Source organism: Streptacidiphilus sp. ASG 303 (assembly GCF_020991365.1).
GTDB lineage: Bacteria > Actinomycetota > Actinomycetes > Streptomycetales > Streptomycetaceae > Peterkaempfera.
In genome coordinates, this window is the sequence record NZ_JAJLRA010000018.1 from 1 (window position 1) to 22,331 (window position 22,331).

The window sequence follows — 22,331 nt, forward strand, 5'->3', positions numbered from 1 at the left end:
GGGGGGGGGGGGGGGGGGGGGGGGGGGGGGGGGGGGGGGGGGGGGGGGGGGGGGGGGGGGGGGGGGGGGGGGGGGGGGGGGGGGGGGGGGGGGGGGGGGGGGGGGGGGGGGGGGGGGGGGGGGGGGGTGGGGGGGGGGGGGGGGGGGGGGGGGGGGGGGGGGGGGGGGGGGGGGGGGGGGGGGCCCCCCGCCCCGGCCCCCCCACGTCCTGAGGGCGGGTCAGAGGGCTTCCAGCGCAGGCCAGACGAGTGTGCAGGCGCCCCAGGTGAGGCCGCCCCCGAAGGCGGTGAGCAGCACGCGGTCGCCCGGCCGCAGCGAGCCGGACCCGGCGGCGTCGGCGAGGGCCAGCGGGAGGGAGGCCGCCGCGGTGTTGCCGACCCGGTCGATGTTGACCGCGCAGCGGTCGCGGGCGATGCCGAGCCGGTCGGCGACGGCGTGCAGGATGCGCAGGTTGGCCTGGTGGGCCACCAGCAGGTCGGGTGCGTCCCAGCCGGTGCGGTCCAGCACGCTGCGCGCGGACCCGCTCATCCGCTCCACCGCGCTCCGGAAGACGGCCTTGCCCGTCATCCGGAAGTACGGGTCGTGGTCCGGCCCCGGCAGCGGGTCGCGCGACCCGCCGGACGGCACGGTGATCAGCTCGCTGCCGGTGCCGTCGCTGCCCAGGTCCAGCGGGCCCAGCGCGCCGGGCTCCGCCGGGTCCCCGGCCCTCAGCACCACCGCCCCGGCCCCGTCCCCGAAGATCGCGCGGGTGGAGCGGTCGGCGGGGTCCAGGAGGGTGGAGAAGGTGTCGGCCCCCACCACGAGGACCCGTCCGGCGGTGCCGGCGGCGATCAGCCCGGCGGCGGCGGCGAGCCCGTACAGGAACCCGGTGCACACCGCCGCCAGGTCGAAGGCGGGCGCGGTCCCCAGCCCGAGCCGGGCGGCGACCAGCGGCGCGGTGGCCGGGCAGCGGCGGTCCGGGGTGGTGGTCGCCACGATCACGGCGTCCGCCCCGCCGGACCCGCCGGACCCGCCGGACCCGCCGGACGACCCGCCGGACGACCCGCCGGACCCGGCCGCCCCCGCCGACTTCAGGGCGCGTTCCCCCGCCTCGACGGCCAGGTCCGAGGTGGCGGTGCCGGGGTCCACCACGCGGCGCTCCCCGATGCCGGTGCGGCTGCGGATCCACGCGTCGGAGGTGTCCAGCTGCCCGGCCAGCTCGGCGTTGGTCACCGTGCGGGGCGGCAGCGCGGTGCCCATGCCGCAGAGGACCGCGGCCCGGTTCACCGCGCCCCCCGCGGGGCCGGGTCCTCGAGCCGCCGCACCTCGTCGCTGACCTGCCCCAGGTACGCGGACACCTCCAGGTACGACCGCACCAGGGGGGCCTCGGCGTACGGCAGGGCGCTGCGCAGGCAGAACTCCTTGACCAGCGGCTGGGCCCGGCGCAGGTTGCAGCGCGGCATGGACGGGAAGAGGTGGTGTTCGATCTGGTAGTTGAGGCCGCCGTAGAAGAAGTCGCTGAACCGGTTCGGCAGCAGGTTGCGCGAGGTGGCGACCTGGCGGGTGAGCCAGTCCAGCTCCTCCGCCTCACCGTCCCGCACGGGCAGGCCCTTGTGGTTGGGGGCGAACAGCAGCCCCATGTAGAAGCCGAACAGCGCCTGGTGCACCAGGACGAACGCGACCGCCTTGCCCGGCGGGAGCACGAGGAACACGGCGGCGGCGTAGGCGGCCAGGTGCAGGGTGAGCACGGCCAGTTCGGCGTTCCGGTGGCGGCGCAGCGCGCCCCTGCGGGCCGCCACGTAGCCGGACAGGTGCAGCCGGAGGCCCTCCATCATGATCAGCACGTAGAACATCCACGCCTGGTGGCGCACGATGAACCGGGAGACCGCGCCGGGGCGGCCGTGCCGCTGGCCGGGGTCGAAGATCACCTGGCGGCGCAGGATGTCGGGGTCCATCGACAGGTGGTTGGGGAAGTTGTGGTGCCGGGTGTGGTGGCCCACCCACCAGCCGAAGCTCACCCCGGTGAGCACGTCGCCGTGCAGGTAGCCGACCACCTCGTTGCCGCGCCTGGTGCGGAAGATCTGGCGGTGCCCGGCGTCGTGGCCGACCAGGGCGGTCTGCCCGAAGGCGAAGGCCAGCCAGACCGCGACGGCGAGCTGCCACCAGGAGTCGCCGAGCACGGCGAAGGCCGTCCAGCCGGCGGCGAACAGGACCGCGTTGGCGGCGATCCTCAGGGCGAAGTAGCCGGGGCGGGCGTCCATCAGCCCCGCGTCGCGGACGATCCGGGTGACCTCCTCGAGCGTGCCGGTCACGGGGACGTCGGGCCAGACCGGCCGGTGCTGCGGAGCCTGGTCGAGCGAGGTCACAGCGCCTCCTCCAGGCCCATGTACGCGAGCCGGGCCCGCTGCATCCGGCCGGCCCACTCATGCGCGGTCCGCTCCCGCTCCTCGGCGGTGGTGTCCACCAGGCGGCGGCCGGGCCACACCTCGTAGTCGCCGGCCAGCGCGCCGTGCTCCTCCAGGCCCTGCTGGAACAGCACCTCGCGGCGGTGGACCAGCTCGGCGGACGGCAGCTCGGCCCAGAGCCGCATGCCGTCCCGGACGAGGGCGAGGATCCGGGGCTTCTCCTCCGGGTGCTTGAGCAGGTACTCGCGGGCGATCGAGCTGCCGACCGTCAGGTGGCGGATCTCGTCGATCCCGGCCCCGCGCTCGATCTCGGACGCGGCCGGGTCGAAGACCCGCCACTTGCGCTCGCTGAGCTCGGCGGCGGGCGCCAGCACGCCCTCGACCAGGACGGTCAGCACCACCACCCCGCCGATGAAGTCGCCCTCGTCCCGCAGGACGCGCAGCCCCAGCTCCTCCAGCGGGACCAGGACGCGGTCCCGGTCGGCGCCGGCGAGCCGCTCCACCTCCTGCTCCAGCTCGTGCGGTGCCACGCCCAGCGCCGGCAGGTGGCTGCGGAAGACCATGGCGTGCCGCGCCTCGTCCATCAGCTGCGTCGCGTAGAACTCCATGCAGTCGTTGTCGGGGGCGAGCGCCACCAGGTAGGAGATGGCCCGGGTGGCCTTCTCCTCGGCCATGGAGCGGAAGGCGAGCTCCTGGGTGAGCGCGTCGTTGAACGGGCCGGGGCGGCGCACGACGTCGAGGGTCCCGGCGTCCTCGGCGTGGCCGAGGACCCTGCCGCGGAGCGTGCCCTGCGGGACGGCGCGGAGCCAGTACTGCAGGTTGCACGAGGCGGCGGTGAGCTCCAGGTTCATGGCCCCGTCGACCAGGGAGGGGGCGCTCTCCCAGTCGGCCTCGGGGGGGTACGCGGGTTCGGACATCGTCGACTCCTTGCGTCGGTGGACGGGCGGGGCGGGCGGCCTGCGGGTCAGGCCGGGGAGGGGAGGGGGCCGGGCCGCGGGCGGAGGGCCGGGTTGAGCAGCGGGAGGCCGCCGCCCCGGGCGGCGTTGAGGACCCGGGCGAGGACCAGTTCGTGGTCGCCGACCGGGACGGTCCGCTCGACCCGGCACTCCAGCCAGCCGACCGCGCCCCCCAGCAGCGGCACCCCGCCGAAGGTGCGGCCCGCCCAGACCTCGGGGGCGGGGCAGCCGAGGCCGGTGCCCCGGTCGCGGCGGGCGAAGTACCGGGCCAGCGCCTCCTGCTGCGCGGCCAGCCCGTTGACCGCGAAGGACGGCGTGCGCAGCAGTTCGGCGAGCCCCCGGCTGCCGCGCCGCAGGGCCACCGAGACCATGGGCGGTTCGACCGCGGCCAGGGCCAGGGTGCTGACCGTGACGCCGTGCACGGTCTCCCCGGTCCCGCAGGTCAGCACCGCGACCCCGGTGGCGAACCGGCGGGTGACCGCCTCCGGCGTGTCGCGCCGGCCGCCGGCCGGCCAGTCCGCCGGGCGGTGGTGCGCGGTGACGGCGTTCACGGGGTCCTCGCGCCGAGCTGCTCCACCAGCGGTCCCCGGTCGGCCCCGTGCGCCCCGAGCTCGCGGCGGAACCGGAGGAAGGCCGGGTGCGCCACCGGTTCGAAGTCCAGCGCGAAGGGCTTGAGGAAGTTGCCGAACAGGGCCCGGTCGCCGAACAGGTGGACGGGGACGACGAGCAGCGCCCACTCGGCGCCGTGCAGCCAGATCCAGGCCAGGACCACCAGGCCCTGGGTGACCAGGCTGTGCATCACGTTGTAGAGCACGTAGTAGGCCCGGTGGATGCGCTTGTCCCGGCTGCGGTGGTACGCGATCGCGCCGGGGACGTAGCCGACGAGGTCGATGTACAGGAACAGCCCGGCCGCGGGCAGCCAGCGCACCTCGCCCAGGTGGGTGAGGAGGAGGGCGGACGCGACCACCAGGCCCAGGCCGTACTCCAGGCGCACCAGCCGGTAGGTGGCGGGGGTGTCGAAGGTGTTCTTCGCGTCCATCAGGAGACCCCCGCCGCGACCGCCGCCACCGCGCGGGCGACGGCCTCGTCGCCCTCCACCGCGGCGTCGTCGAAGAGGCTGATCACCACGCGGGCGATGGTCTCCTTGAACACCCGCTCGGCGACCGGGTCGAGGATGCCGGCCAGGCTGGGGATGCCGAAGTCGAACTCCGTCCGGAAGGCGATCAGGCTGTCCGGCCCGTCGGCGGTGACGAGCCAGCCCCCGGTGAGCTCGGCGAAGTCCCCGTCGGTCTGCTCGAAGCCGATCGCCCGCCCGTCGTGGTCGAAGCGGTCGGTCTCGGTCCAGCGCAGGATGCCGTTGCGGAAGTACACCTCCCAGTCGCTGCTCTCCTCCAGGGGCGAGACCTGCCGGACCGTCACCGACCGCACCACGTCGGTGAACTCCGGGTACCGCGAGAAGTCGCGGATGCGGTCGAAGGCCGTGCCCGGGTCGACGTCCCGGGCGCGGATGGACACGTGGGCGCTACGCATGGGTTCGGTCACCTTCCGTCGTGGGCGCTGCGGGCGTGTACCGGGCGGCCTGCGCACGGCACGCGCGGTCGACCGCCTCGTACAGGAAGTCCAGGTCGGCCCTGGTGAGGATGGCCGGCGGCGTGAACCGCAGGACCAGGTGGGAGTTGAGGGAGTGGTTGGCGACGACGCCCTGCTCGACCAGCCCGATCAGCAGGTCGCCCGCCGGGCCGGGCCGGTCGAACTCGACGCCCAGCAGCAGGCCCCGGCCGCGGACCTCGCGCACCGTGTCGCCGTAGTGGCCGCGGACGATCCGGCCGAGCTCCGCCAGCAGCTCGCCGCCCAGCTCGCGCGACCGCGCGACGAGGTCGTCCTCCCGGATCGCGGCCAGCGCGCCGCGCGCGGCGGCCATCGCCAGGGGGGCGCCGGAGAAGGTCGAGGTGTGCAGGTAGGGGTCGCGGTCCAGGACGGAGAACGCCTCGGGGGTGGCCACCACGGCCGAGACCGGGACCACGCCGCCGCTCAGGCCCTTGCCGACGAGCAGCACGTCCGGCGAGACGCCCTCGGCGTCGGCGCCCCACCAGCTGCCGAGCCGCCCCAGGCCGGTCTGGATCTCGTCGAGGACGAGGAGCGCGCCGTACCGGTGGCACAGCTCCCGCGCGGCGCGCAGGTAGCCCGCCGGGGGGATGACCACCCCGGCCTCGCCCTGCACCGGCTCCACGAAGACGCAGCACTCGCCGGGGGCGGCGGCCAGCACCCCCTCCAGGGCCGCGGCGTCGCCGTACGGGACGTGGACGGTGTCCGGCAGCAGCGGGCGGAAGGGGGCCTGGAAGAGGTCCTTGCCGGTGAGGCTGAGGGCGCCCATGGTCTTGCCGTGGTACCCGCCGCCGGTCGCCACCAGCCGGCGCCGGCCCTGCGTGCGGGCGATCTTGATCGCGGTCTCGACGGCCTCCGCTCCGGAGCCCGCGAAGTGGACCCGCTCCAGGCCGGGCGGGGCGACCGCCACCAGGGCGTCGGCGGCGAGCGCGGCCTGCGGTTCGAGGAACAGCCGGGTCGCGACGGGGTGGGAGTGCAGCTGCTCGCTGACGTGCCGGACGACGGTGGGGTGCCGGGCGCCGGTCAGGAAGACCCCGTAGCCGCCGCAGTTGAGGAACCGCCGGCCCTCCGCCGTGGTCACCCAGGCGCCCTGCGAGGCGACCTCCACGTGCCCGCCGAACAGCTCCCCGAGGGTCGCGCGGCCCCGGCTCAGCCGGGTCCGGTACAGCAGGCCGAGGTCCCTGCGGCCGGGGACGGCGGCGGGGGACGGCGTCGTTGTCGCGCTCATGAGTCCTCCTCGGCTCTCAGGACAGCCGCAGCGGGGCGCCCGCGACGTGGTCCAGCAGGGGGCCGGTGAAGGCGGTCCGGGACGGCGGGTGGAAGGACAGGCCGTGTGAGGCGGCCGCGAGGTAGGCGATGTCGGACGAGCCGATGAAGGCCGTGCCGCCGAGCAGCTCCAGGGCCAGCCGTGCGGCGTCGCCCAGGGCGTCCTGGGCCGCGTAGCGGGCGATCAGGGTGCGGGCCAGCGCCTCGTTGCCGACCTCGCCGTCCATCACCGCGCGGGCGACCCCGTCGAGCAGCTGGGCGGCGGTCTCCAGCCGGACGACCAGCGCCGCCCGGTCGGAGTCGCTGCCGCGGCGGCGCCCGGTGACCCGCTCCACCAGGCCGCTGACGATCCCCAGGTAGCAGGAGGAGATCAGCAGCTCGAACCAGATGAAGCCGACGGTCTGGAGCTCGTCCAGCTCCCCTGCGGCGCCGGGCTCGGTGGTCCGCATCAGCAGCTGCTCGTCCACGAACACGTCGGTCAGGCGCACCTCGTCGCTCTCCGCGCCGGCGAGCGCCCAGCTGTTCCAGAAGGGGTGGACGCTGATCCCCTCGGTCTTCCGGGGGACCAGCAGGACGGCCGCCTCCCGGCCCTCCCCGTCCGGCGCGGGCAGGCTCACGCTGGCGGTCAGCAGGTCCATCGAGCGGGAGAGGCTGCACGGCTTCTTGGACCCGTTGACCAGGTAGCCGCCGTCGGCCGCGTCGGCCCGCATCGTCGGGCTGAGGATGCCCTGTCCGGGGTTCCCCTCGGCGAACCCCGAGGCGACCAGCAGCCCCTGCTCGGCGATGCCCTCCAGCAGCGCCCACTCCATCCCGCTGCTCTTGATGCTGTCGGCGAGCGTGAAGAGCGTGGCGACGGAGAAGTGGTGCATCGTCGTGGCGACGGCCAGCGAGGGCGCGCGGGAGGCCAGCGCGCGGACCGCGGCCATCGCCTGCAGCGGGTCGGCGCCCATGCCGCCGTACGTCCTGGGGATCACCAGGCCCGGTCCGCCGCAGGCGCGGAAGTGGTCGAGGGCGGGGCTCCGCGGTGCCTCCAGCTCGGCCAGCGGCGTGGCGTCGAGGAGGCCCAGCAGGCCGGGGAGGAGGGACTCGCAGGTGTCGCGGGCGGCTTCGAGCGTGCGCATGGATCGGGTTCCTCGATTCCTGGGTGCGGCGGTCCGCGGGCACGGCGGTGCTCCGGGCCGCGCCGGGGTGCTGCGGCGCGGGCCCCGGCCGCCGGCCGGTGCGGTGTCGGGGGAGGGGTCAGCGGGCGGCGTCCTGCAGGGCCTGCCAGGCGCCGAACACCGCCTCGCGGGGGCGGGAGCCGGGCGAGACGCTCACCCCCTGGACGTGCGAGGTGCGCAGGATCGGGTAGTTGGCCTCGCCGAACACGCCGCCGGTCAGCCCGGTGCCGCCGTGGGTGGGCAGGTAGGGCAGGAACCCGATGTGCGAGTCGTTGACCTTCAGCAGCCCGCCCCGGGTGATGCGGGTGACGAAGCGGTCGACCACCCCCGGGTCCCGCGCCCACACCGAGTTGCGCAGGCCGTACGCGTTGCTGTTGACGAAGTCGACGAACCGGTCGAGCAGGACCTCGTCCGGGCCGGGCTCGGCGGCGACCACGGGCAGCAGCGGGAAGAAGGTCTCGTGGCGCACGGCCCGGACCTCGCGCGCCCGCTCCATGCCGCGGACCAGGACGACGGTGGGCTCCAGGAAGATCCCGGCGCTGTCCCTGGTCCCGTCGGCCTGCATCGCGTGCCCGCCGCACACCAGCTCCGCGCCCTTCCCCAGGGCGTCGGCCAGGCAGTCGAAGAACTTCTCGTTGCGCAGCACCGGGGTGAGGAGCACGTCCTCCTCGCCCGGGTGGCCGGGCCGCACGTGGGCCGCCTTGCGTGCGAGCAGCGCGACCAGTTCGTCCGCCACGTCGGGGTGGGCGAGCACCTGGTTGGGGATCATGCACAGCTGCCCCGAGCCGTAGAAGCTCTCGGTCAGCGCCTCGGCCGCCAGGTCGAGGTCCGCGTCCTTCCAGACCACCACCACGTCGTTGCCGGCCAGTTCGAGGATCGGCTTCTTGCCCGCCGCGACGCAGCGCTCCTGGAACCGCAGGCCGTTGGAGCTGCTGCCGAAGTACATGACGTCGTCCACCAGCGGGCTCTCCAGCCACTGCGTGAGCAGCGGCGCCGGGTCGCCGCACAGCACCCCCAGGGTGCCGGGGGGCGCGCCGACCTCCTCCAGCACCGGGGCGACGACGTCGTGCATCACGTACATCACGCCGAACGGCGCGCTCCGCGGCGCACGGACGACCAGGGCGTTCCCGGCCATGACCGAGGTCACCCCGAGCAGCGCGCTGGACAGTGGCGCGTTCTGCGGCGGGTTGAGGCACACCACGCCGTCCGGGCGGCGCCGCACCGAGATGCGGCGCGCCTCGTGCCGGAACTCCTGCAGCATCTGATCGCGGTAGAAGCCCGTCGACTCGGGGCCGAAGCACTCCAGCATCCCCGAGACCTGCCAGCGGGCCAGCGCCAGCGGGTGCCCCTCCTGGACCAGGATCCGGGTGATCTCGCCGGCCTGCTCCCGCAGGCGGCGGTGGAGCAGGGCCCCGAACCGCCCGATCCGCGTCTCCTGCGGGAGGGCGGCCCACTCCGGGGCGGCGCGGGAGGCCGCTTCGAGCGCCCGGGCGGAGATCTCCCGGTCGGCCTTGGCCACGCGTCCGACGATGCTCGGGGGGAGGTCCCCGGCGGGCGGCCGGCCGCTCTCCAGCCGGCGCTTGAGGGACAGGCTGGCGAAGGCGTCGTCGAGCAGGGCGCCGGCGTCGACGACGTAGACCCACTCCGGGCCCGGAACGCTCTTCCCGTCGACGAGGGACAGGTAGGTCGGTATGCCGGAGTGCGGTGTTCCGGAATTCTGGCGGTGCGGCGCCGAAGGTGCCGTCCGGGTGCTGCTCACGCAGGGCCTCCGCTCGGGAATTGCGAACTTCCGTACATCGGGAAGGACTCTTCCAGCGGCCCCTGAGAAGCCCCTGAGAAGTCGCTGAGAAGCCCCGGAGACGGGTCTGAGACGGCCGTGTAAGGGCGGTCGAAGGGGAATCGGCAACCATGGCGGACCGGGCGTACGCCCTCCACGGCGCGACGACAGGGGAACGAGATGGCGGCGGTCGGCGGGACGGTCGGTCACGAATACGTGCTGGAATCACTGCGCAAGTACGGCGAGAACCCCAGCGGGTTCCTGGCGCTGAACACCGGGAACTCCTATTTCGCCGACCCCGCCGCCGACGGCTTCGTCGCCTACCGCGAGGCGGGCCGGTACCTGGTCCAGTTCGGCGGGGTCTTCGGGCCGCCCGACGGGCGGCGGAGCCTCCTCGGGGCGTTCCTCGGGCACGCCCGGTCGGCCGGCCGCCGGGTGGTCGCCATCCAGCTCCAGCGCGAGGACGCCGAGCTCTACGCGGACTGCGGCTTCACGGTCAACCAGGTGGGCGCCTCCTACTCGGTCCCCCTCCCCGGCTACTCCCTGCGGGGGTCGAGGTTCGTGAAGCTGCGCAACAAGATCTCGCGCGCCAGGCGCAGCGGCCTGGAGGTCCTGGAGGCGCCGTACGAGGCGTACGCCGGGCAGCTGGCGGCGATCGACCGGTCGTGGCTGGTGGGCAAGGGGCGCCACGTCAAGGAGATCGAGTTCCTGGTGGGCCAGTGCGGCGGGCCGGTGCAGGACCAGCGGCGGCTCCTCGTCGGGCGGCTGGACGGGGCGCCGGTGGCGTACATCTCCTACTCGCCCGCCTTCGGCTCCCGCCCCGGCTGGCTGCACGACCTCAGCCGCCGGCTGCCCGACGTGCCGCCGGGCGTGATGGAGGCGATCAACCTGCACGCGGTGGAGGGGTTCCGGCGGGAGGGCGCGGAGTGGCTGCACTTCGGCTTCACCCCGTTCACCGGGCTGGCGCCGGAGCACGAGGTGCCCGGCGCCAGCCCGACCGCGGGCCGGTTCATGCGGTTCCTGGCCGACCACGGGGAGAAGGTGTACCCGGCGGCGAGCCAGCTGGCCTACAAGGAGAAGTGGGGCCCGCAGCTGGTGCTGCCCGAGTACCTCGCCTTCCACGGGCGGGCGAGCCTCGGGGCGATCTGGCAGGTCCTCCGGGTCACCAGGTCGGTGTGACCGCGTGCGGCCCGGGCCGGGGACCCGCCGCGGCGGCCCGGCCGGGCCGCTCCGGCGCCCTGAGGCGGGGGGCGCCGGTCGCGTCCGGCCGCCGGCCGTGACGGGCCGCCGGTCACGTCGGGGCCGCCGGTCACGTCGGGGTCCCGGTCACATCAGGGACGGGTCCTGCCGCAGGACCTCCTGGAACCTGGTCCGCAGCGAGCGGCACGGCTCCAGGCCCAGGCTGTCCGCCAGGCGCCGGCGGGTCCGGTGGTAGGTGTCCAGCGCCTCGGCCTGCCGGCCGGAGCGGTAGAGCGCGGTGATGAGCTGCTCGCAGAAGTGCTCGCGCAGCGGGTACCGGGCGTGGAGCTGCTCCAGCTCGGCGACCACCGCGCGGTGCTGGCCCAGCCGCAGGCGGGCGTCGAAGAGGTGCTCGTAGGCCGTGAGCCGGACGCCCTCCAGCCGGGTGTACGCCATCCGGCAGGAGAGGCCCTGCCCGGTGTCGAGCAGCGCCGGCCCCCTCCAGAGGCCCAGCGCCCCGGTGAGCAGCTCGACGGCCCTCGCCGGCTGCGTCCCCTGGACGGTCTCCGCCTCGGCGACCAGCCGCTCGAAGCGGAAGGCGTCGACGGCCTCCTGAGGGAGCGCCAGGGCGTATCCGGCGGCCGAGGTCTGCACCGTGTCGCGCAGGCGGCCCTTCCCGGCGCCGACGGCCAGCAGGCGGCGGAGCCGGGCGATGTGGCCGTGCAGCGAGTTCTCCGCGCTGCGGGGGGGCTCCTCGTCCCACAGTTCGTCGATGAGCTCGCTGCGGGGGACGGGCCGTCCCGCATTCAGCGAGAGGACGGCGACGATCGACCGTAACTTCTCCCCGGGGACGCGGACGGGACGGCCGTCCTCCGACACCTCGAGTGGTCCGAGCAGACTGATCTGCACTTCTTCCCCCCATGTTTCTTCTGCACCGTGAAGAGCGACGGGGAGACGGATTTCCGATGGATTTTCCGGGAATGTGCGGAAGGAGCCCGGCGCCGCCCCCCTGCCCCCTGCAGGCGGGCGGCGCGGTTCCGCTTTCCGTGCATGCGGAAACCGACCCCCGTGTCGTGCATGACCCGAACGGTACGGCGTGCGGTTTTCGCGGTCAATGCCGTGGGGGAGCGGATCCGGCGGCGTGCGGCCGGACTCCGGCGGCCGGCCGGAATTGCGGGTCGAGAATTCCAGGTCCGCGCGCGTGCGCGGATGCCGCGCACCCCCCGGTTCCGCGGCCGCGGGCCGCCGCTGTGACGCGAATCACGCCGGGCGGCGGGGTCCCGTCCGAGGTGCCGGCGCGACGGCGTCCGGTGGCCGGTGCGGCGCGTCCCGCCCGCCCCCTCGTCGTACCGGCCCGGGAGGAGGGCCGGGGGCCGGGTTCCGGCGGCAGCGGGCCGGGGGCCGCGCCCGGTGCGGCCGTCCGCGCGCCCGTCGGGCGGCGGTCCCGCCGGAGGGGACCGCGGCGGCGCCGCACCGGCCCGTGAAGCCGTGCCGTCCGGCGAGGCCGTGGCGGGCTGTCGGCGCGGGTGCTCCCGCGCCCGGCGGTCAGGACGACCGGACCTGGTCGAAGAGGGCGAGGGCCTCGGCGGGGTCCGGGCTCACGAGGCGTTCCAGGCCGGCCGCCGTGATCCGCGCCCACCGGCCGGCCCGTGCCCACATCCGCTCCTCGAAGGCGCGGACGGCCTCGTCCGGATCCCCGGGACCGGCGGCGACGGACTCGGCGAGTTCGGCGCCCTCCAGCATCGCGAGGTTCGCGCCCGCCCCCAGCGGGGGCATCAGGTGGGCGGCGTCGCCCAGGAGCGTCACCCCGGGGACGTGGGCCCAGGTGTGGGACACGGGCAGGACGTGGAGGGGGCGGCGGACGAAGGCGGTGCCGTGGCGGAGGAGGTCGAGGACGGGGGCGGCCCAGCCGTCGAACAGGGCCAGCAGGTCCGACCGCACGGCCTCGACGTCGGCCGGGTCCCGGTCCGGACCCGTGTGTCCGTCCGGCGGCACGCGGAACTGGGCGTACACCTTGACGTGGCCGCCGCTGTTCCGCTGGGCGACGAGCGCCCGGTTCACGCCGTACACGGCCACGGAACCGTCGCCGACCAGCCGGGCGAGGTCGGGGTGGCGGGTGTCGACGTCGTCCAGGGAGGTCTCGACCAGGGTGACGCCGGTGTGGTGCGGCGTCGCCGGCGAGACCGCCGGGCGGACGCGGGACCAGGCGCCGTCCGCGCCGACCACGAGGTCGAACGTCTCCTCCCGCCCGTCCGCGAACCGGACCAGGACGCCGTCCCGCGTCCCCGGCACCACCTGCGCCACGCCCTGCCCCCACCGGACGTCGAGAGGGCCGAGCAGCAGGTCGCGGAGCTGCCCACGGTCGATCTCGGGATTGGCCCGGTCGTCCGGTCCGGGCCGCCAGTCGCGCAGGACGGTCCCGTCCGTGTCCAGGATGCGCATGGCCTGCCCCTCGGGACGGGACAGCGCCCGGAACTCCGCCAGCAGCCCCGCCTTGTCCAGCGCGAGCTGGCCCAGCCCTTCGTGCAGGTCCAGCGTGCCGCCCTGGGGACGGGCGTCGGGGGCGGGATCGCGTTCGAGGACGGTGACGGGGTGGCCGTGGCGGTGCAGGACGCGGGCGAAGGTGAGGCCGGCAGGGCCGCCCCCGACCACGGCGATTCGGTGTCTCATGTCGATACACTGTATTTTTCCGTTACAGCGCATCGCAAGGGTACGGTGGGGCCCATGACCGTGTGGGACCGGCCGGAGCCGCCGACCCGCCCCGTGCCGCTCGACCGGGAGCGGATCGTCGCCGCCGCCGTCGCGCTGGCCGACGAGGGCGGGCTGGAGGCGGTGACGCTGCGCAAGGTGGCCGCCCGGCTGAACGCCGGCCCGATGCGGCTGTACGGATACATCTCCACCAAGCAGGAGCTGTTCGACCTCATGGTGGACGAGGTCCAGGCCGAGATCCTCCCCGCGGAGCAGCCCGGTGACTGGCGCGAGGCGCTGCGCGTCCTCGCCCACCGCACCAGGCAGGCCGCCCTCCGCCACGCATGGCTGGCCGACCTGCTCGGCGGCCGCCCGGCCCTGGGCCCGAACGGCCTCGCCGTGACCGAGGCCACGCTGGCCGCCCTCGACGGCCTCGCCGACATCGACACCGTCCTGCGCGCCGCGGAGACCGTCAGCGCCTACGTCATCGGCGCGGTCAGGCGCGAAGTCGCGCACCTGCGGGCCGAGCGCGCCACGGGCCTGTCCGAGCGCGACTGGCAGCGCGCCTCCGGCCCGCATGTGACGAGGATGTTGGCCACGGGCCGCTTCCCGGCGCTGTCCAAGGCCGTGCACGACGGCACGGACGTGGACGCCGGGACGTCCTTCGCGACCGGCCTGGAGTGGGTCCTCGACGCGGTGGCCGCCGGACTCGCCCGGCCGCCGGCGTGACGCCCGGCTCCTGCCGGACGTGAGCGGGGGCGGTGCCCGCCGGCCGTGCGGGCCTGGGCCGCCACCCCTGCCCGACGTCGGTGCCGCCGTCGGGCAGGGGCCCGGCCCGGCCGCCTGCCCGTCCGTCAGGAACCCGGCCCGCACCCCGGACCTCCGGACCTCCGGACCTCCCGGCGGTCGGCCGGCAGCGGCCGCCGAGGACCCCGCTGCCGCAGGGGTCCGGGCCGCACCCCGTCCGCGCACCCCCGGGGCTCGGCTCAGGGTTTCGCCCCGATGCTCCCCCGCCCCCGTCCCGCGTGCGCGCGGCGGCCCCGGCCGCGCCCTGCGCACGGCCCGGACCCCTCGCGGCCACGGCGCCGGGAGCGTCCGCGGCTGCACGGGCGGGACCGGGAGGAAAAGGGTTCCGGCGGTTTGCGAAAACGCCGATTTCCCTCCTTCGGGGGAATGCGAGGATAAAATCCCGGCTGAACTCGGCGTGCGATGCGCCCCGGTCGTCAGGAGGCGTGGAGACGTGGCCGCGCAGCCCCCCTCACCACGCAGGTTCCCGGAGGAGTTCGCACGGCTCCGGGAGGCGCTGGTGCGGTCCGGCGACCTCGCGGAGGTCCCCCACATCCTGCTGGCCGCGCTGAGCTGCCTGGGGCGCGTGGGGTGGGCCCTCCTCCAGGTCGAGAGCGGGGGACGGCACCTGTACCCGGACGCGGCGCACGGGCTTCCCCCCGAGTGGAGCCCGTCCGCCTTCCCCCTGTCCGGCGACGAGTGGCCCGCCGTGCGGGCGGCCGCCGGCGAGGCGGGGTTCGGCGCCGGACCGCAGCGGCCCTACCCGCTGGCCCGGACGGACGCCCCCGCCGCCTGGGCCGCCCTGCCGCTGGCCGGCGCCGCGTCGGTCCTCGTCTGCCTGCGCCCCGGCAGCGGCGGGTGGAGCGCCCACGAGCGCGACTGCCTGCTGCGGATCGCCGGAGCCGTGGCCGACCTGCCCGCGTCCACCGCCCACCCCGGGGCGCGCCTCGTGCGCGACCCCATCCGCATCCACCCGGTCAGCCGGGGGACGTTCGCCTTCGACCCCGTCTCGCAGCGCGTCACCTGCGACCGCACCTTCGCCTCCCTGCACGGGATCCCCGGACGGGCCGGGTACCACCTGCGGACGCTCCTCGCGCTCCTCCCCGCGGAGGAGGCGGCGCGCGTGCGCCAGGCGGTGAACCGCATGAGCGGCGAGCCCGGCGAGTGGGAGGTCGTCTACCGCGCGCCGCGCCCCGACGGTGCGGCCTACCTCCGCGCCCAGATCCTGTCGACGGTGAACACCGGCACCGGCCGCGAGACGGTCCGGGGGACCGTCACCGAGGTCACGGAGGAGTTCCTCGACGCCGCGGCCGACCTCCAGCGCCTCCAGCGGAACCGGCTGCGCCGCACCGGCCGCCTCGCCGCACTCTCCGCAGCGGTGGCCTCGGCCGCCGGCACCGCGGAGCTCCTGGCCGCCGTCCACGCCTCGCTCGCGCCCGCCGGCGTCGCCGCACTGCTCCTCGCGGAGGGCCGGGGCGGCCGGGTGGAGGTGGTCGCCACGGCCGGGCGGGCCACGGAGGAGCCGGCGGTCCTCGACGGCACCCCGCTGGACTCCAGCCTGCCGCTGTGCGACGCACTCCGCCGCCAGCTCCCCGTCTTCGCCACCTCCCCGCAGGACCTCGTGGACCAGTACCCCCACCTCGCCCTCCTCGCGCCCCGGCTCGAGCACAGGGCCTGGGCGGCGCTGCCGGTGCCCACCCCCGCCGCCGCGCACCCCGCGGCCTGCCTGGTCTCGTTCGACCGGCCCCACGTCTTCGAACCGCAGAACGAGGCCCTGCTCGTCGCCGCCGCGGAGCTGCTGGGGCAGGCCCTCCAGCGCTGCCGCGCGTACGACGCCGCCTGTGCCCGCACCGCGGCCCTCCTGGACTCCGTCCGGAACACGCCGTTCTGGCACACCCCGCAGGGGTGAGGGGCGGACCCGCCGGGCGCGCGGGCCGGCGGCGGCACCGGCGGCCGTGCGGGGCCGGGCGGGCCGCGGCTGTGCAGAGCGGTACCCGGGAGGCGCGGCGGTGTGCGGACCGGTACTGGCGCGGGCCCGCCCGGCGGCCGAGGATGGGCACCGCGCTCCGGGGACGGTGCGACGGCGGGGAGCGGTGGGCCGGGCAACGGGGGTGCCCACCGACCCCGCCGCCCCGGCCGCGGCGCCGCCGGACCGCGCCCGGGGAGGGCGCGCCGGAGCCCCTCACCGGGCCAGGACGGCTCCCGGCGCCCCTGGGCCGCCGACGCCCCCGCGACGCACCCCCCGCCGTCCGGCGCCCCCGCCCCCGGCCCGGGCGAGGGGCAGGACCCCGACCCGTCCCGCAGGCCCGCCGCCGGGCGCCCGGACGTGCTGTCCCGGGCTCCGGGCGAGGGACGACGCGCGGTCGGCGAGCCACAGGTCGTACCGCGCGCTGGGGGAGTGCAGCAGGGACCGCCGGAGCAGCACCTCGGCGCGGACGAGGCGTTTGCGCACCGCGGCGGCGCTGATGCCGAGGGCCGCCGCCGTCGGGGCCAGGCGCGCGTCGTGGGCCAGCCAGGTGCGGACGGTCGCGGCCGCCGACGGCGTCCCGCCCTCGGTGAGGGGCCGCAGCAGGACGTCGGCCCAGTGCGCGGCGGCCGGGGTGGCGAGCAGCACGTCCAGACCGGGGGCCGCGGCGTCCGCCGGACCGGGGGCCGTGGGGCCGGGGGCTGCGGCGTCCGCCGGGCCGGCGGCGGCCTTCAGGTGCAGGGCGAGGTGCGCGGCGGCCTGCCCCGGCAGCGAGCACAGGTCCAGCCCCAGCAGGTCCTCCAGGCGCCGAAGCCTGGCCGAGAGCGTGTTGCGGTGCACCTTGAGGTGCCGTACGGCGCCCCCGCCGAAGTCCAGCCAGGAGGAGAGGGTGGCGAGGAGCTCCCCGGCGTCCGGGTCGGTCCGGCGCACGGGGGCGTACCCGGTGAGGGGCCCCAGCAGCCGCCGTGCCCAGGCGGCCCCCGCGGGCCCCAGGAAGGCGGCCGGCTCGCCCTGCGCGTCGAAGGCGGCGCAGCGGCCGGGTGCGGACCGGGCGACGGCCAGCGCGTGGAAGGCCTGGGCGTAGCCCGCGGCCGTCTCCCGCAGCGGCAGGACGCCGCTGACGCCCACCGCGCACCCGTGGGGCGGCGCGTCCGCACCGCCGGCGGGCGGGTCCACGGCCGCGGGGGCCACGACGAGGAGGTGGCGCGCGTACACCGGGCAGGGCACGACCCAGGCGCGGTCGCCGATCCCGCGGAGCCGGTCCCCGGCGAGCTCGCCGCGCCTCCCGGCCGGCCCCTCGACCACCCAGACCCGGACCGGGTCGGGCAGCCGCGGGAGCAGCGTCGCCGCGATGCGGCTCGCGGACGGGACGTCACCGGCCATGAGCAGGTGCAGGACCGCCTCCCGGCTGCGGGCGTCCGCCTCCCGGGAGCGCCGTACCAGCCGGTCGGCCTCCTCGACCCGCCGGCAGAGTCCGACCATGCGGGCCGTGTCGGCCACCAGCTGCGGCAGCCCCGCCCCGCCGGGCCCGGTCCCGACCACCGCCAGGACGGGTCCTGCCGCGTCCGTGCCCGCCGCGGCGAACCAGCCCGTGCAGCCGTCGCGGTCCACCCGCGCCGCCCCGGCGCCCCGCGCCGCCATGCTCCGGGCCCCCTCCGCGGCGAGCGCCGCGACCGGCGGTCCGCACGGGGAGCCCCGCCCCGCCGCCGCGTGCAGGACGGCGCCGCCGGCGTCCAGCAGGGCCGTCCACCGGCCGCTGCGCCGTGCCAGCCACTCCAGGAGCTCCCGCGTCCCCCCGGGGCCCGCGGCCAGGCGCTGCAGGGCGAGGAGGTGCTCCGCCCGGGCGGCGGCCGTCCCCGGCGGCGGGTCCTCGGGGGCTCCCGCCCCGCCGGCCCCCGCCCCGCCGGCCCCCGCCTCCTGTCCGGGTCCGCCCCGACGCCGCGTCACCTCGTCCGCGAGGACCGCCTCTTCACGATGCACCCGCACATCCTCACCCCTCGGCCCTCCGGCGCGCGCAGCCGGGTGGCGGCCGCCGGCGGCCGTGCGGCGGGCGGCGGTGCGCGGCCGGACGCCGGGCCGCCGCCCGGCCCGCCCGGGCGATCCGGCCGGGCGTGGGGGAGCACCGTACACCTCGACTCGGACATTTTTGACAAATGTCAAGATTATCCGCAAAAAGCATTGATTGCCGGCCTGTCCGTGCCTACGGTGGCTTCCAGGCGACTTTCGAACAGAATTCGAACACGGGTGGCGGCCGCACGGGCGCGCCCCGCACCGGGGAGGGCGGCACCCCCTCCCCGCCGGCCCGCCCCCCGAAGCGCAGCCGGGAACGCCGTCGGGAACACCGCCGGGAACGCCAGGAGGAAGCGGCATGGGCCACATCACCTTCACCCCCGCCACCAAGGAGCGGGCCAAGGCCCGCATCGCGCTCACCGGCCCCACCGGGTCGGGCAAGACCTACACGGCCCTGGTCCTCGCCGCCGGGCTCGGCAAGCGGATCGCCCTGGTCGACACCGAGCACGGCAGCGCCGCCAAGTACGCCGACGAGTTCGCCTTCGACATCCTCCCGCTCAGCGCGTTCCAGCCCGCGACCCTCGTCGACGCCCTCGCGGTCGCCGCCCACGAGGGCTACGACGTCGTGGTCGTCGACTCGCTCTCGCACTTCTGGTCCGGTACCGGCGGCATGCTGGAGCAGGTCGACAACGCGGCCCGGCGCGCCGGGTCGGGCAGCAGCTTCGCCGGGTGGAGGGAGGCCCGCCCCCAGGAGCGGGCGATGATCGACGCCCTGCTCGCCTACCCGGGGCACCTCGTCGCCACCATGCGCACCAAGACCGAGTACGTCGTGGAGACCGACGACCGCGGGCGCAAGGTGCCGCGCAAGGTCGGGCTCCGGCCCGAGCAGCGCGAGGGCATCGAGTACGAGTTCGACATCGTGGGCGACCTCGACCACGAGAACACCCTGGTCGTCTCCAAGTCCCGCGCGAAGCCCCTGTCCGGCATGGTCCTCCGCAAGCCCGGCCCGGAGTTCGCCGAGGCCGTCCTGGCCTGGCTCGACTCCGGCGGGCCCGCCCCGTCCGTGTCCGGCTACCTCGAGGCGGCCACCGCCCCGGGCGCCGCCTACGAGGACCTGCGCGCCCTCTACGAGGACGCCCGCCGGCACAACCTGCTCGGCGCCGCCGTCCTGGACGGCGAGGAGTCCCGCACCCTCGGAGAGGTGATCGTGCGCCACGGCACCGAGGCGAGGCGCCGGGCCGGGAGCGGGACCGGGGGAGGGTCCGCCGACGGGCCCGCGGCCGGACGGCGGCCCGGGCAGGACCGCGAGCCGGAGCCCGTACGGAAGGAAGCGGCCGCATGAGCCTCAAGGACGACGCGGCCAGGGCCGCCGTGCTCCGGGTGCTGCGCGACGCGGTCGACGCCGAGTACGGGGCCGCGCGCCGCTCGGTGCTCGAAGGGCTGCGGGCGGCCCGCGCCGAACTCGACCTGAAGTCGGTGCGGGTGACCCTGCCGGACGGTACCCCCATCGCCACCCTCACCCTCGTCGACCCCCGGCCGGCGGTCGTGGTCGCCGACGAGGGGGCCTTCACCGCCTGGGCGGCCGAGAACCACCCCGGCGAGGTGGAGGTGGTGGTGCGGGTGCGCGCCGCCTGGCAGCGGCAGTTCCTCGCCGGGCTCGCCTGCCTCGAACCGGTCGCCGACCCGCGCACCGGGGAGGTCGTCCCCGGACTGGCCGCGCCGCCGCCGTCCGTCCCGCGGTCGTTCAACCTGCGGCCCGTGCCGGGCGGACCGGAACGGGTCACCCGGGCCTGGAGCAGCGGCGCGCTAGACCTGCGCCGGCTGCTCGCCCCCGGAGGAGGTCCGCCGTGACCGCCGCCACCGACCGCGGACGGGACGGGCCCGCCGCCCTGTGGTTCCTGCTGGCCCGGTCCGGCCATCTCGCCTGCGGCCGCTGGACGTTCGAGGACGGCGCGCTGTGCTGCGCCTGCGGCGCCGTCCTGTACACCTACCGGGACCCGCAGGCCGCGACGGCGCCCCCGGTCGGAACGGCGTTCCCGGCCGCGACGGCGCCGCCGCCCGGGACGGCGGGCGGCGGCGCGCAGAGGCCCTCCGGCGCGCTCCCCCGCGGAGCGGACCGCCCGGCACCGTCCGACGGGACGGGCCCGCCCGTCGCCCTGGCCGTCGTGGCGCTCCCGTCCGCGCACCCCGAGGGGGACGCGGCGGACGCCGCCTGGCGCCTGCTGCTCGCCGACCTGGACGTCGCCGACGCGCGGGCGGCCGCCTCCCGGCTGGAACGGCGGCGGAGCCGCACCACCACCACCGCCGCCGACCTCTGCGCTGTGACGCGCGCGGTCCGCGAGGAGCGGCTCACCCGCGAACCCCCGCCCCTGCCGGACGCCGGCCCCGGCGACCTGCAGCGCCCCCGCACGGAGCTCTTCGCCCTGCTGACGGCGATCGCCTCGGGACGGTGCGCCGGACGGCCGCCGGCCGCCCCGGCGGCGGCCCCCCGCACCGGTCCGGAGGACGACGTCCTGCGCGCCCGCGCCCTGCGCGTGCCCTGCCCCTGGTGCCGGGCCGCCCCCGGAGACCCCTGCGCCACCCCCCGGCTCCGCATCCCGCTGACCCGGTCCCCCGCCCATCCGGCGCGGCTCCGCGCGGCGGGGCTCGCCGGGCCGGAACAGCCGCGGGCGCTGCACCGCCCGCCGCACGAGAGGAACCCCCATGGCCGGTGAGACCGTCGTCACCGTCGTCGGCAACCTGACCGACGACCCCGAGATCCGCTTCACCCCGTCCGGGGACGCGGTCGCGCACTTCACCGTCGCGTCGACGCCCCGCGTCCTCGACCGCCAGACGGGCGAGTGGAAGGACGCCGAGACCCTCTTCCTGCGCTGCTCGGCCTGGCGTCAGGAGGCGGGACACGTCGCCGAGTCCCTGGCGCGCGGCACCCGCGTCATCGTCCAGGGGCGGCTGCGCCAGCGGACCTTCGAGACCCGGGAGGGCGAGCGGCGCACCGTGGTCGAGTGCGAGGTCGACGAGGTCGGCCCCTCGCTCCGGTTCGCCGCCGCGAAGGTCGTCAAGGGGCCGTACGGGCGGGTCCCCGACGGTCCGGGCCCCGGCGGGGACCTGCTCGGCGGCGACCGCTCCGGCGACCCCTCCTCGCGGGACGGGGCCCCGCACGAGGCACCGCACGAGGACCGGAACGACGCCGGGCGGTACCCCGCCGGAGCGGGCGAACAGCCCTTCTGACCGGCGCGGGCACCGCGGAGGCGGACCGGTGCGCCCGGACACCCGCCCCACCGGCGACCGGGAACCCGAGGGCGGCACCCGGCCCTCCCCGCCCCGCCCGCCCTTCCGAGCACCGACGGAGGAGGACCACGATGAGCTGGAACGACACCCGCGGCAGCGGCACCCCCACCACTGCCACCGCCACCGCCGCCACCACTGCCACCGCCGACGGCGGGGACCGGGCGGTCGAGGCGGCGCTGCGGCCCAGGGACCTGGGCGAGTTCATCGGCCAGGAGCGGGTGCGCGAGCAGCTCTCGCTGGTGCTCCAGGCCGCCCGGCGGCGCGGCGCCGCCCCGGACCACGTGCTGCTCAGCGGTCCGCCCGGCCTGGGCAAGACCACCCTGTCCATGATCATCGCCGCTGAGCTGGAGGCCCCCCTCCGGATCACCTCCGGGCCCGCCATCCAGCACGCGGGCGACCTCGCCGCCGTCCTCTCCTCCCTCACCGAGGGCGAGGTGCTCTTCCTCGACGAGATCCACCGCATGTCCCGGTCGGCGGAGGAGATGCTGTACATGGCGATGGAGGACTTCCGGGTCGACGTCCTCGTCGGCACCGGCCTGGACGCCGCCTCGGTCCCGTTGGAGCTGCCGCCCTTCACCGTGGTCGCCGCCACCACCCGGGCCGGCCTGCTGCCGCCCCCGCTGCGCGACCGCTTCGGCTTCACCGGCCGCATGGAGTTCTACGCCCCCGCCGAGCTGGAGCGGGTCGTCCACCGCTCGGCCGGGCTCCTCGACGTGGAGATCGAGGACGACGGCGCGGCCGAGATCGCCGGCCGCTCCCGCGGCACCCCCCGCATCGCCAACCGGCTGCTGCGCCGCGTCCGCGACTACGCCGAGGTCCGGGCGGACGGCGTCGTCACCCGCGGGACCGCGGCCGCCGCCCTCGCGGTCTACGAGGTCGACGCCCGCGGTCTGGACCGCCTGGACCGCACGGTGCTCGACGCACTGCTCCGGCTCTTCGGCGGCGGCCCGGTGGGCCTGTCCACGCTGGCGGTCGCGGTGGGGGAGGAGCACGAGACGGTGGAGGCCGTCGCCGAGCCGTTCCTGGTCCGCGAGGGCCTGCTCGCCCGCACGCCCCGGGGCCGGGTCGCCACCGCCGCCGCCTGGGAGCACCTGGGGCTCGCGCCGCGGCAGGACGCCGGTGCGGGCCCGGTGCGGCCGGGTTAGGCGCCGCCGTGCTGCCGCTCCCCGCGTCCGCACCGGCCGCGGCTCCGGGGCCCGTCCGGACCGCGGGCGCCTCCTGCGGGCCGCCCCGGGCCCCGGCGTCCGGTGCCGATCTAAGCTGTCC

20 protein-coding genes are annotated in these 22,331 nt (G+C 76.7%); 8 read left to right on the forward strand and 12 right to left on the reverse strand.

Features of this window, described 5'->3' with window-relative positions:
* Positions 1-219: 219 nt before the first annotated feature.
* The 9 genes from LO771_RS20595 to LO771_RS20635 form a co-directional block, all read right to left on the reverse strand.
* Positions 220-1,239, reverse strand: coding sequence for a beta-ketoacyl-ACP synthase 3 (locus LO771_RS20595; RefSeq protein ID WP_230654744.1), 1,020 nt, complete (start codon positions 1,237-1,239; stop codon positions 220-222).
* 23 nt (positions 1,240-1,262) lie between these two features.
* Entirely contained in the window at positions 1,263-2,345 is a 1,083-nt protein-coding gene (locus tag LO771_RS20600; protein WP_230654601.1) for an acyl-CoA desaturase, read from the reverse strand.
* On the reverse strand, positions 2,342-3,301 hold the full coding sequence (locus LO771_RS20605) for a VlmB-like protein (protein ID WP_230654602.1): 960 nt from the start codon (positions 3,299-3,301) through the stop codon (positions 2,342-2,344). The genes LO771_RS20600 and LO771_RS20605 overlap by 4 nt, the downstream gene beginning before the upstream one ends.
* Positions 3,302-3,348: 47 nt before the next feature.
* Positions 3,349-3,891, reverse strand: a complete 543-nt coding sequence (locus LO771_RS20610) for a flavin reductase family protein (protein WP_230654604.1) — start codon at positions 3,889-3,891, stop codon at positions 3,349-3,351.
* Positions 3,888-4,379, reverse strand: coding sequence for a hypothetical protein (locus tag LO771_RS20615; RefSeq protein WP_230654605.1), 492 nt, complete (start codon positions 4,377-4,379; stop codon positions 3,888-3,890). The genes LO771_RS20610 and LO771_RS20615 overlap by 4 nt, the downstream gene beginning before the upstream one ends.
* The gene (locus LO771_RS20620; protein WP_230654607.1) at positions 4,379-4,870 is read right to left on the reverse strand and encodes a type II toxin-antitoxin system RatA family toxin; all 492 of its coding nucleotides are present in this window, start codon (positions 4,868-4,870) and stop codon (positions 4,379-4,381) included. The genes LO771_RS20615 and LO771_RS20620 overlap by 1 nt, the downstream gene beginning before the upstream one ends.
* Positions 4,863-6,173: an aspartate aminotransferase family protein gene (locus LO771_RS20625; protein WP_230654609.1), complete on the reverse strand. Its 1,311-nt coding sequence runs from the start codon at positions 6,171-6,173 to the stop codon at positions 4,863-4,865. The genes LO771_RS20620 and LO771_RS20625 overlap by 8 nt, the downstream gene beginning before the upstream one ends.
* 16 nt (positions 6,174-6,189) lie before the next feature.
* Complete coding sequence (locus LO771_RS20630) at positions 6,190-7,332, reverse strand: acyl-CoA dehydrogenase family protein (RefSeq protein WP_230654611.1); 1,143 nt, start codon at positions 7,330-7,332, stop codon at positions 6,190-6,192.
* Positions 7,333-7,450: 118 nt separating this feature from the next.
* On the reverse strand, positions 7,451-9,130 hold the full coding sequence (locus LO771_RS20635; protein ID WP_374228206.1) for an aldehyde dehydrogenase: 1,680 nt from the start codon (positions 9,128-9,130) through the stop codon (positions 7,451-7,453).
* Between the two features lie 198 nt (positions 9,131-9,328).
* Here LO771_RS20635 and LO771_RS20640 point away from each other — a divergent pair, with 198 nt between their 5' ends.
* Positions 9,329-10,327, forward strand: a complete 999-nt coding sequence (locus tag LO771_RS20640) for a bifunctional lysylphosphatidylglycerol flippase/synthetase MprF (protein WP_230654612.1) — start codon at positions 9,329-9,331, stop codon at positions 10,325-10,327.
* 147 nt (positions 10,328-10,474) lie between these two features.
* On the opposite strand, the gene LO771_RS20645 is transcribed toward LO771_RS20640, so the two are convergent.
* The gene (locus LO771_RS20645; RefSeq protein WP_230654614.1) at positions 10,475-11,236 is read right to left on the reverse strand and encodes an AfsR/SARP family transcriptional regulator; all 762 of its coding nucleotides are present in this window, start codon (positions 11,234-11,236) and stop codon (positions 10,475-10,477) included.
* 636 nt (positions 11,237-11,872) lie between these two features.
* On the reverse strand, positions 11,873-12,997 hold the full coding sequence (locus tag LO771_RS20650; protein WP_230654615.1) for an NAD(P)/FAD-dependent oxidoreductase: 1,125 nt from the start codon (positions 12,995-12,997) through the stop codon (positions 11,873-11,875).
* A gap of 54 nt (positions 12,998-13,051) precedes the next feature.
* Here LO771_RS20650 and LO771_RS20655 point away from each other — a divergent pair, with 54 nt between their 5' ends.
* A complete protein-coding gene (locus tag LO771_RS20655) occupies positions 13,052-13,744 on the forward strand; it encodes a TetR/AcrR family transcriptional regulator (RefSeq protein ID WP_230654618.1) in 693 nt (230 codons plus the stop codon).
* Between the two features lie 511 nt (positions 13,745-14,255).
* A complete protein-coding gene (locus tag LO771_RS20660; RefSeq protein WP_230654620.1) occupies positions 14,256-15,710 on the forward strand; it encodes a hypothetical protein in 1,455 nt (484 codons plus the stop codon).
* Positions 15,711-15,983: 273 nt separating this feature from the next.
* On the opposite strand, the gene LO771_RS20665 is transcribed toward LO771_RS20660, so the two are convergent.
* Positions 15,984-17,747 carry a CdaR family transcriptional regulator gene (locus LO771_RS20665; RefSeq protein WP_230654622.1) on the reverse strand — a complete coding sequence of 588 codons (1,764 nt, stop codon included), beginning with the start codon at positions 17,745-17,747 and terminating at the stop codon, positions 15,984-15,986.
* Between the two features lie 388 nt (positions 17,748-18,135).
* Here LO771_RS20665 and LO771_RS20670 point away from each other — a divergent pair, with 388 nt between their 5' ends.
* The 5 genes from LO771_RS20670 (at position 18,136) to ruvB (ending at position 22,210) form a co-directional block, all read left to right on the forward strand.
* The gene (locus LO771_RS20670; protein ID WP_230654623.1) at positions 18,136-19,119 is read left to right on the forward strand and encodes an ATP-binding protein; all 984 of its coding nucleotides are present in this window, start codon (positions 18,136-18,138) and stop codon (positions 19,117-19,119) included.
* The gene (locus LO771_RS20675; protein ID WP_230654624.1) at positions 19,116-19,628 is read left to right on the forward strand and encodes a hypothetical protein; all 513 of its coding nucleotides are present in this window, start codon (positions 19,116-19,118) and stop codon (positions 19,626-19,628) included. Before LO771_RS20670 ends, LO771_RS20675 begins: the two co-directional genes overlap by 4 nt.
* Positions 19,625-20,491, forward strand: a complete 867-nt coding sequence (locus LO771_RS20680) for a hypothetical protein (protein ID WP_230654626.1) — start codon at positions 19,625-19,627, stop codon at positions 20,489-20,491. Before LO771_RS20675 ends, LO771_RS20680 begins: the two co-directional genes overlap by 4 nt.
* Positions 20,481-21,005, forward strand: a complete 525-nt coding sequence (locus LO771_RS20685; protein WP_230654629.1) for a single-stranded DNA-binding protein — start codon at positions 20,481-20,483, stop codon at positions 21,003-21,005. Before LO771_RS20680 ends, LO771_RS20685 begins: the two co-directional genes overlap by 11 nt.
* Positions 21,006-21,136: 131 nt before the next feature.
* Positions 21,137-22,210: a Holliday junction branch migration DNA helicase RuvB gene (ruvB, locus tag LO771_RS20690; protein WP_230654632.1), complete on the forward strand. Its 1,074-nt coding sequence runs from the start codon at positions 21,137-21,139 to the stop codon at positions 22,208-22,210.
* Positions 22,211-22,331 lie beyond the last annotated feature (121 nt).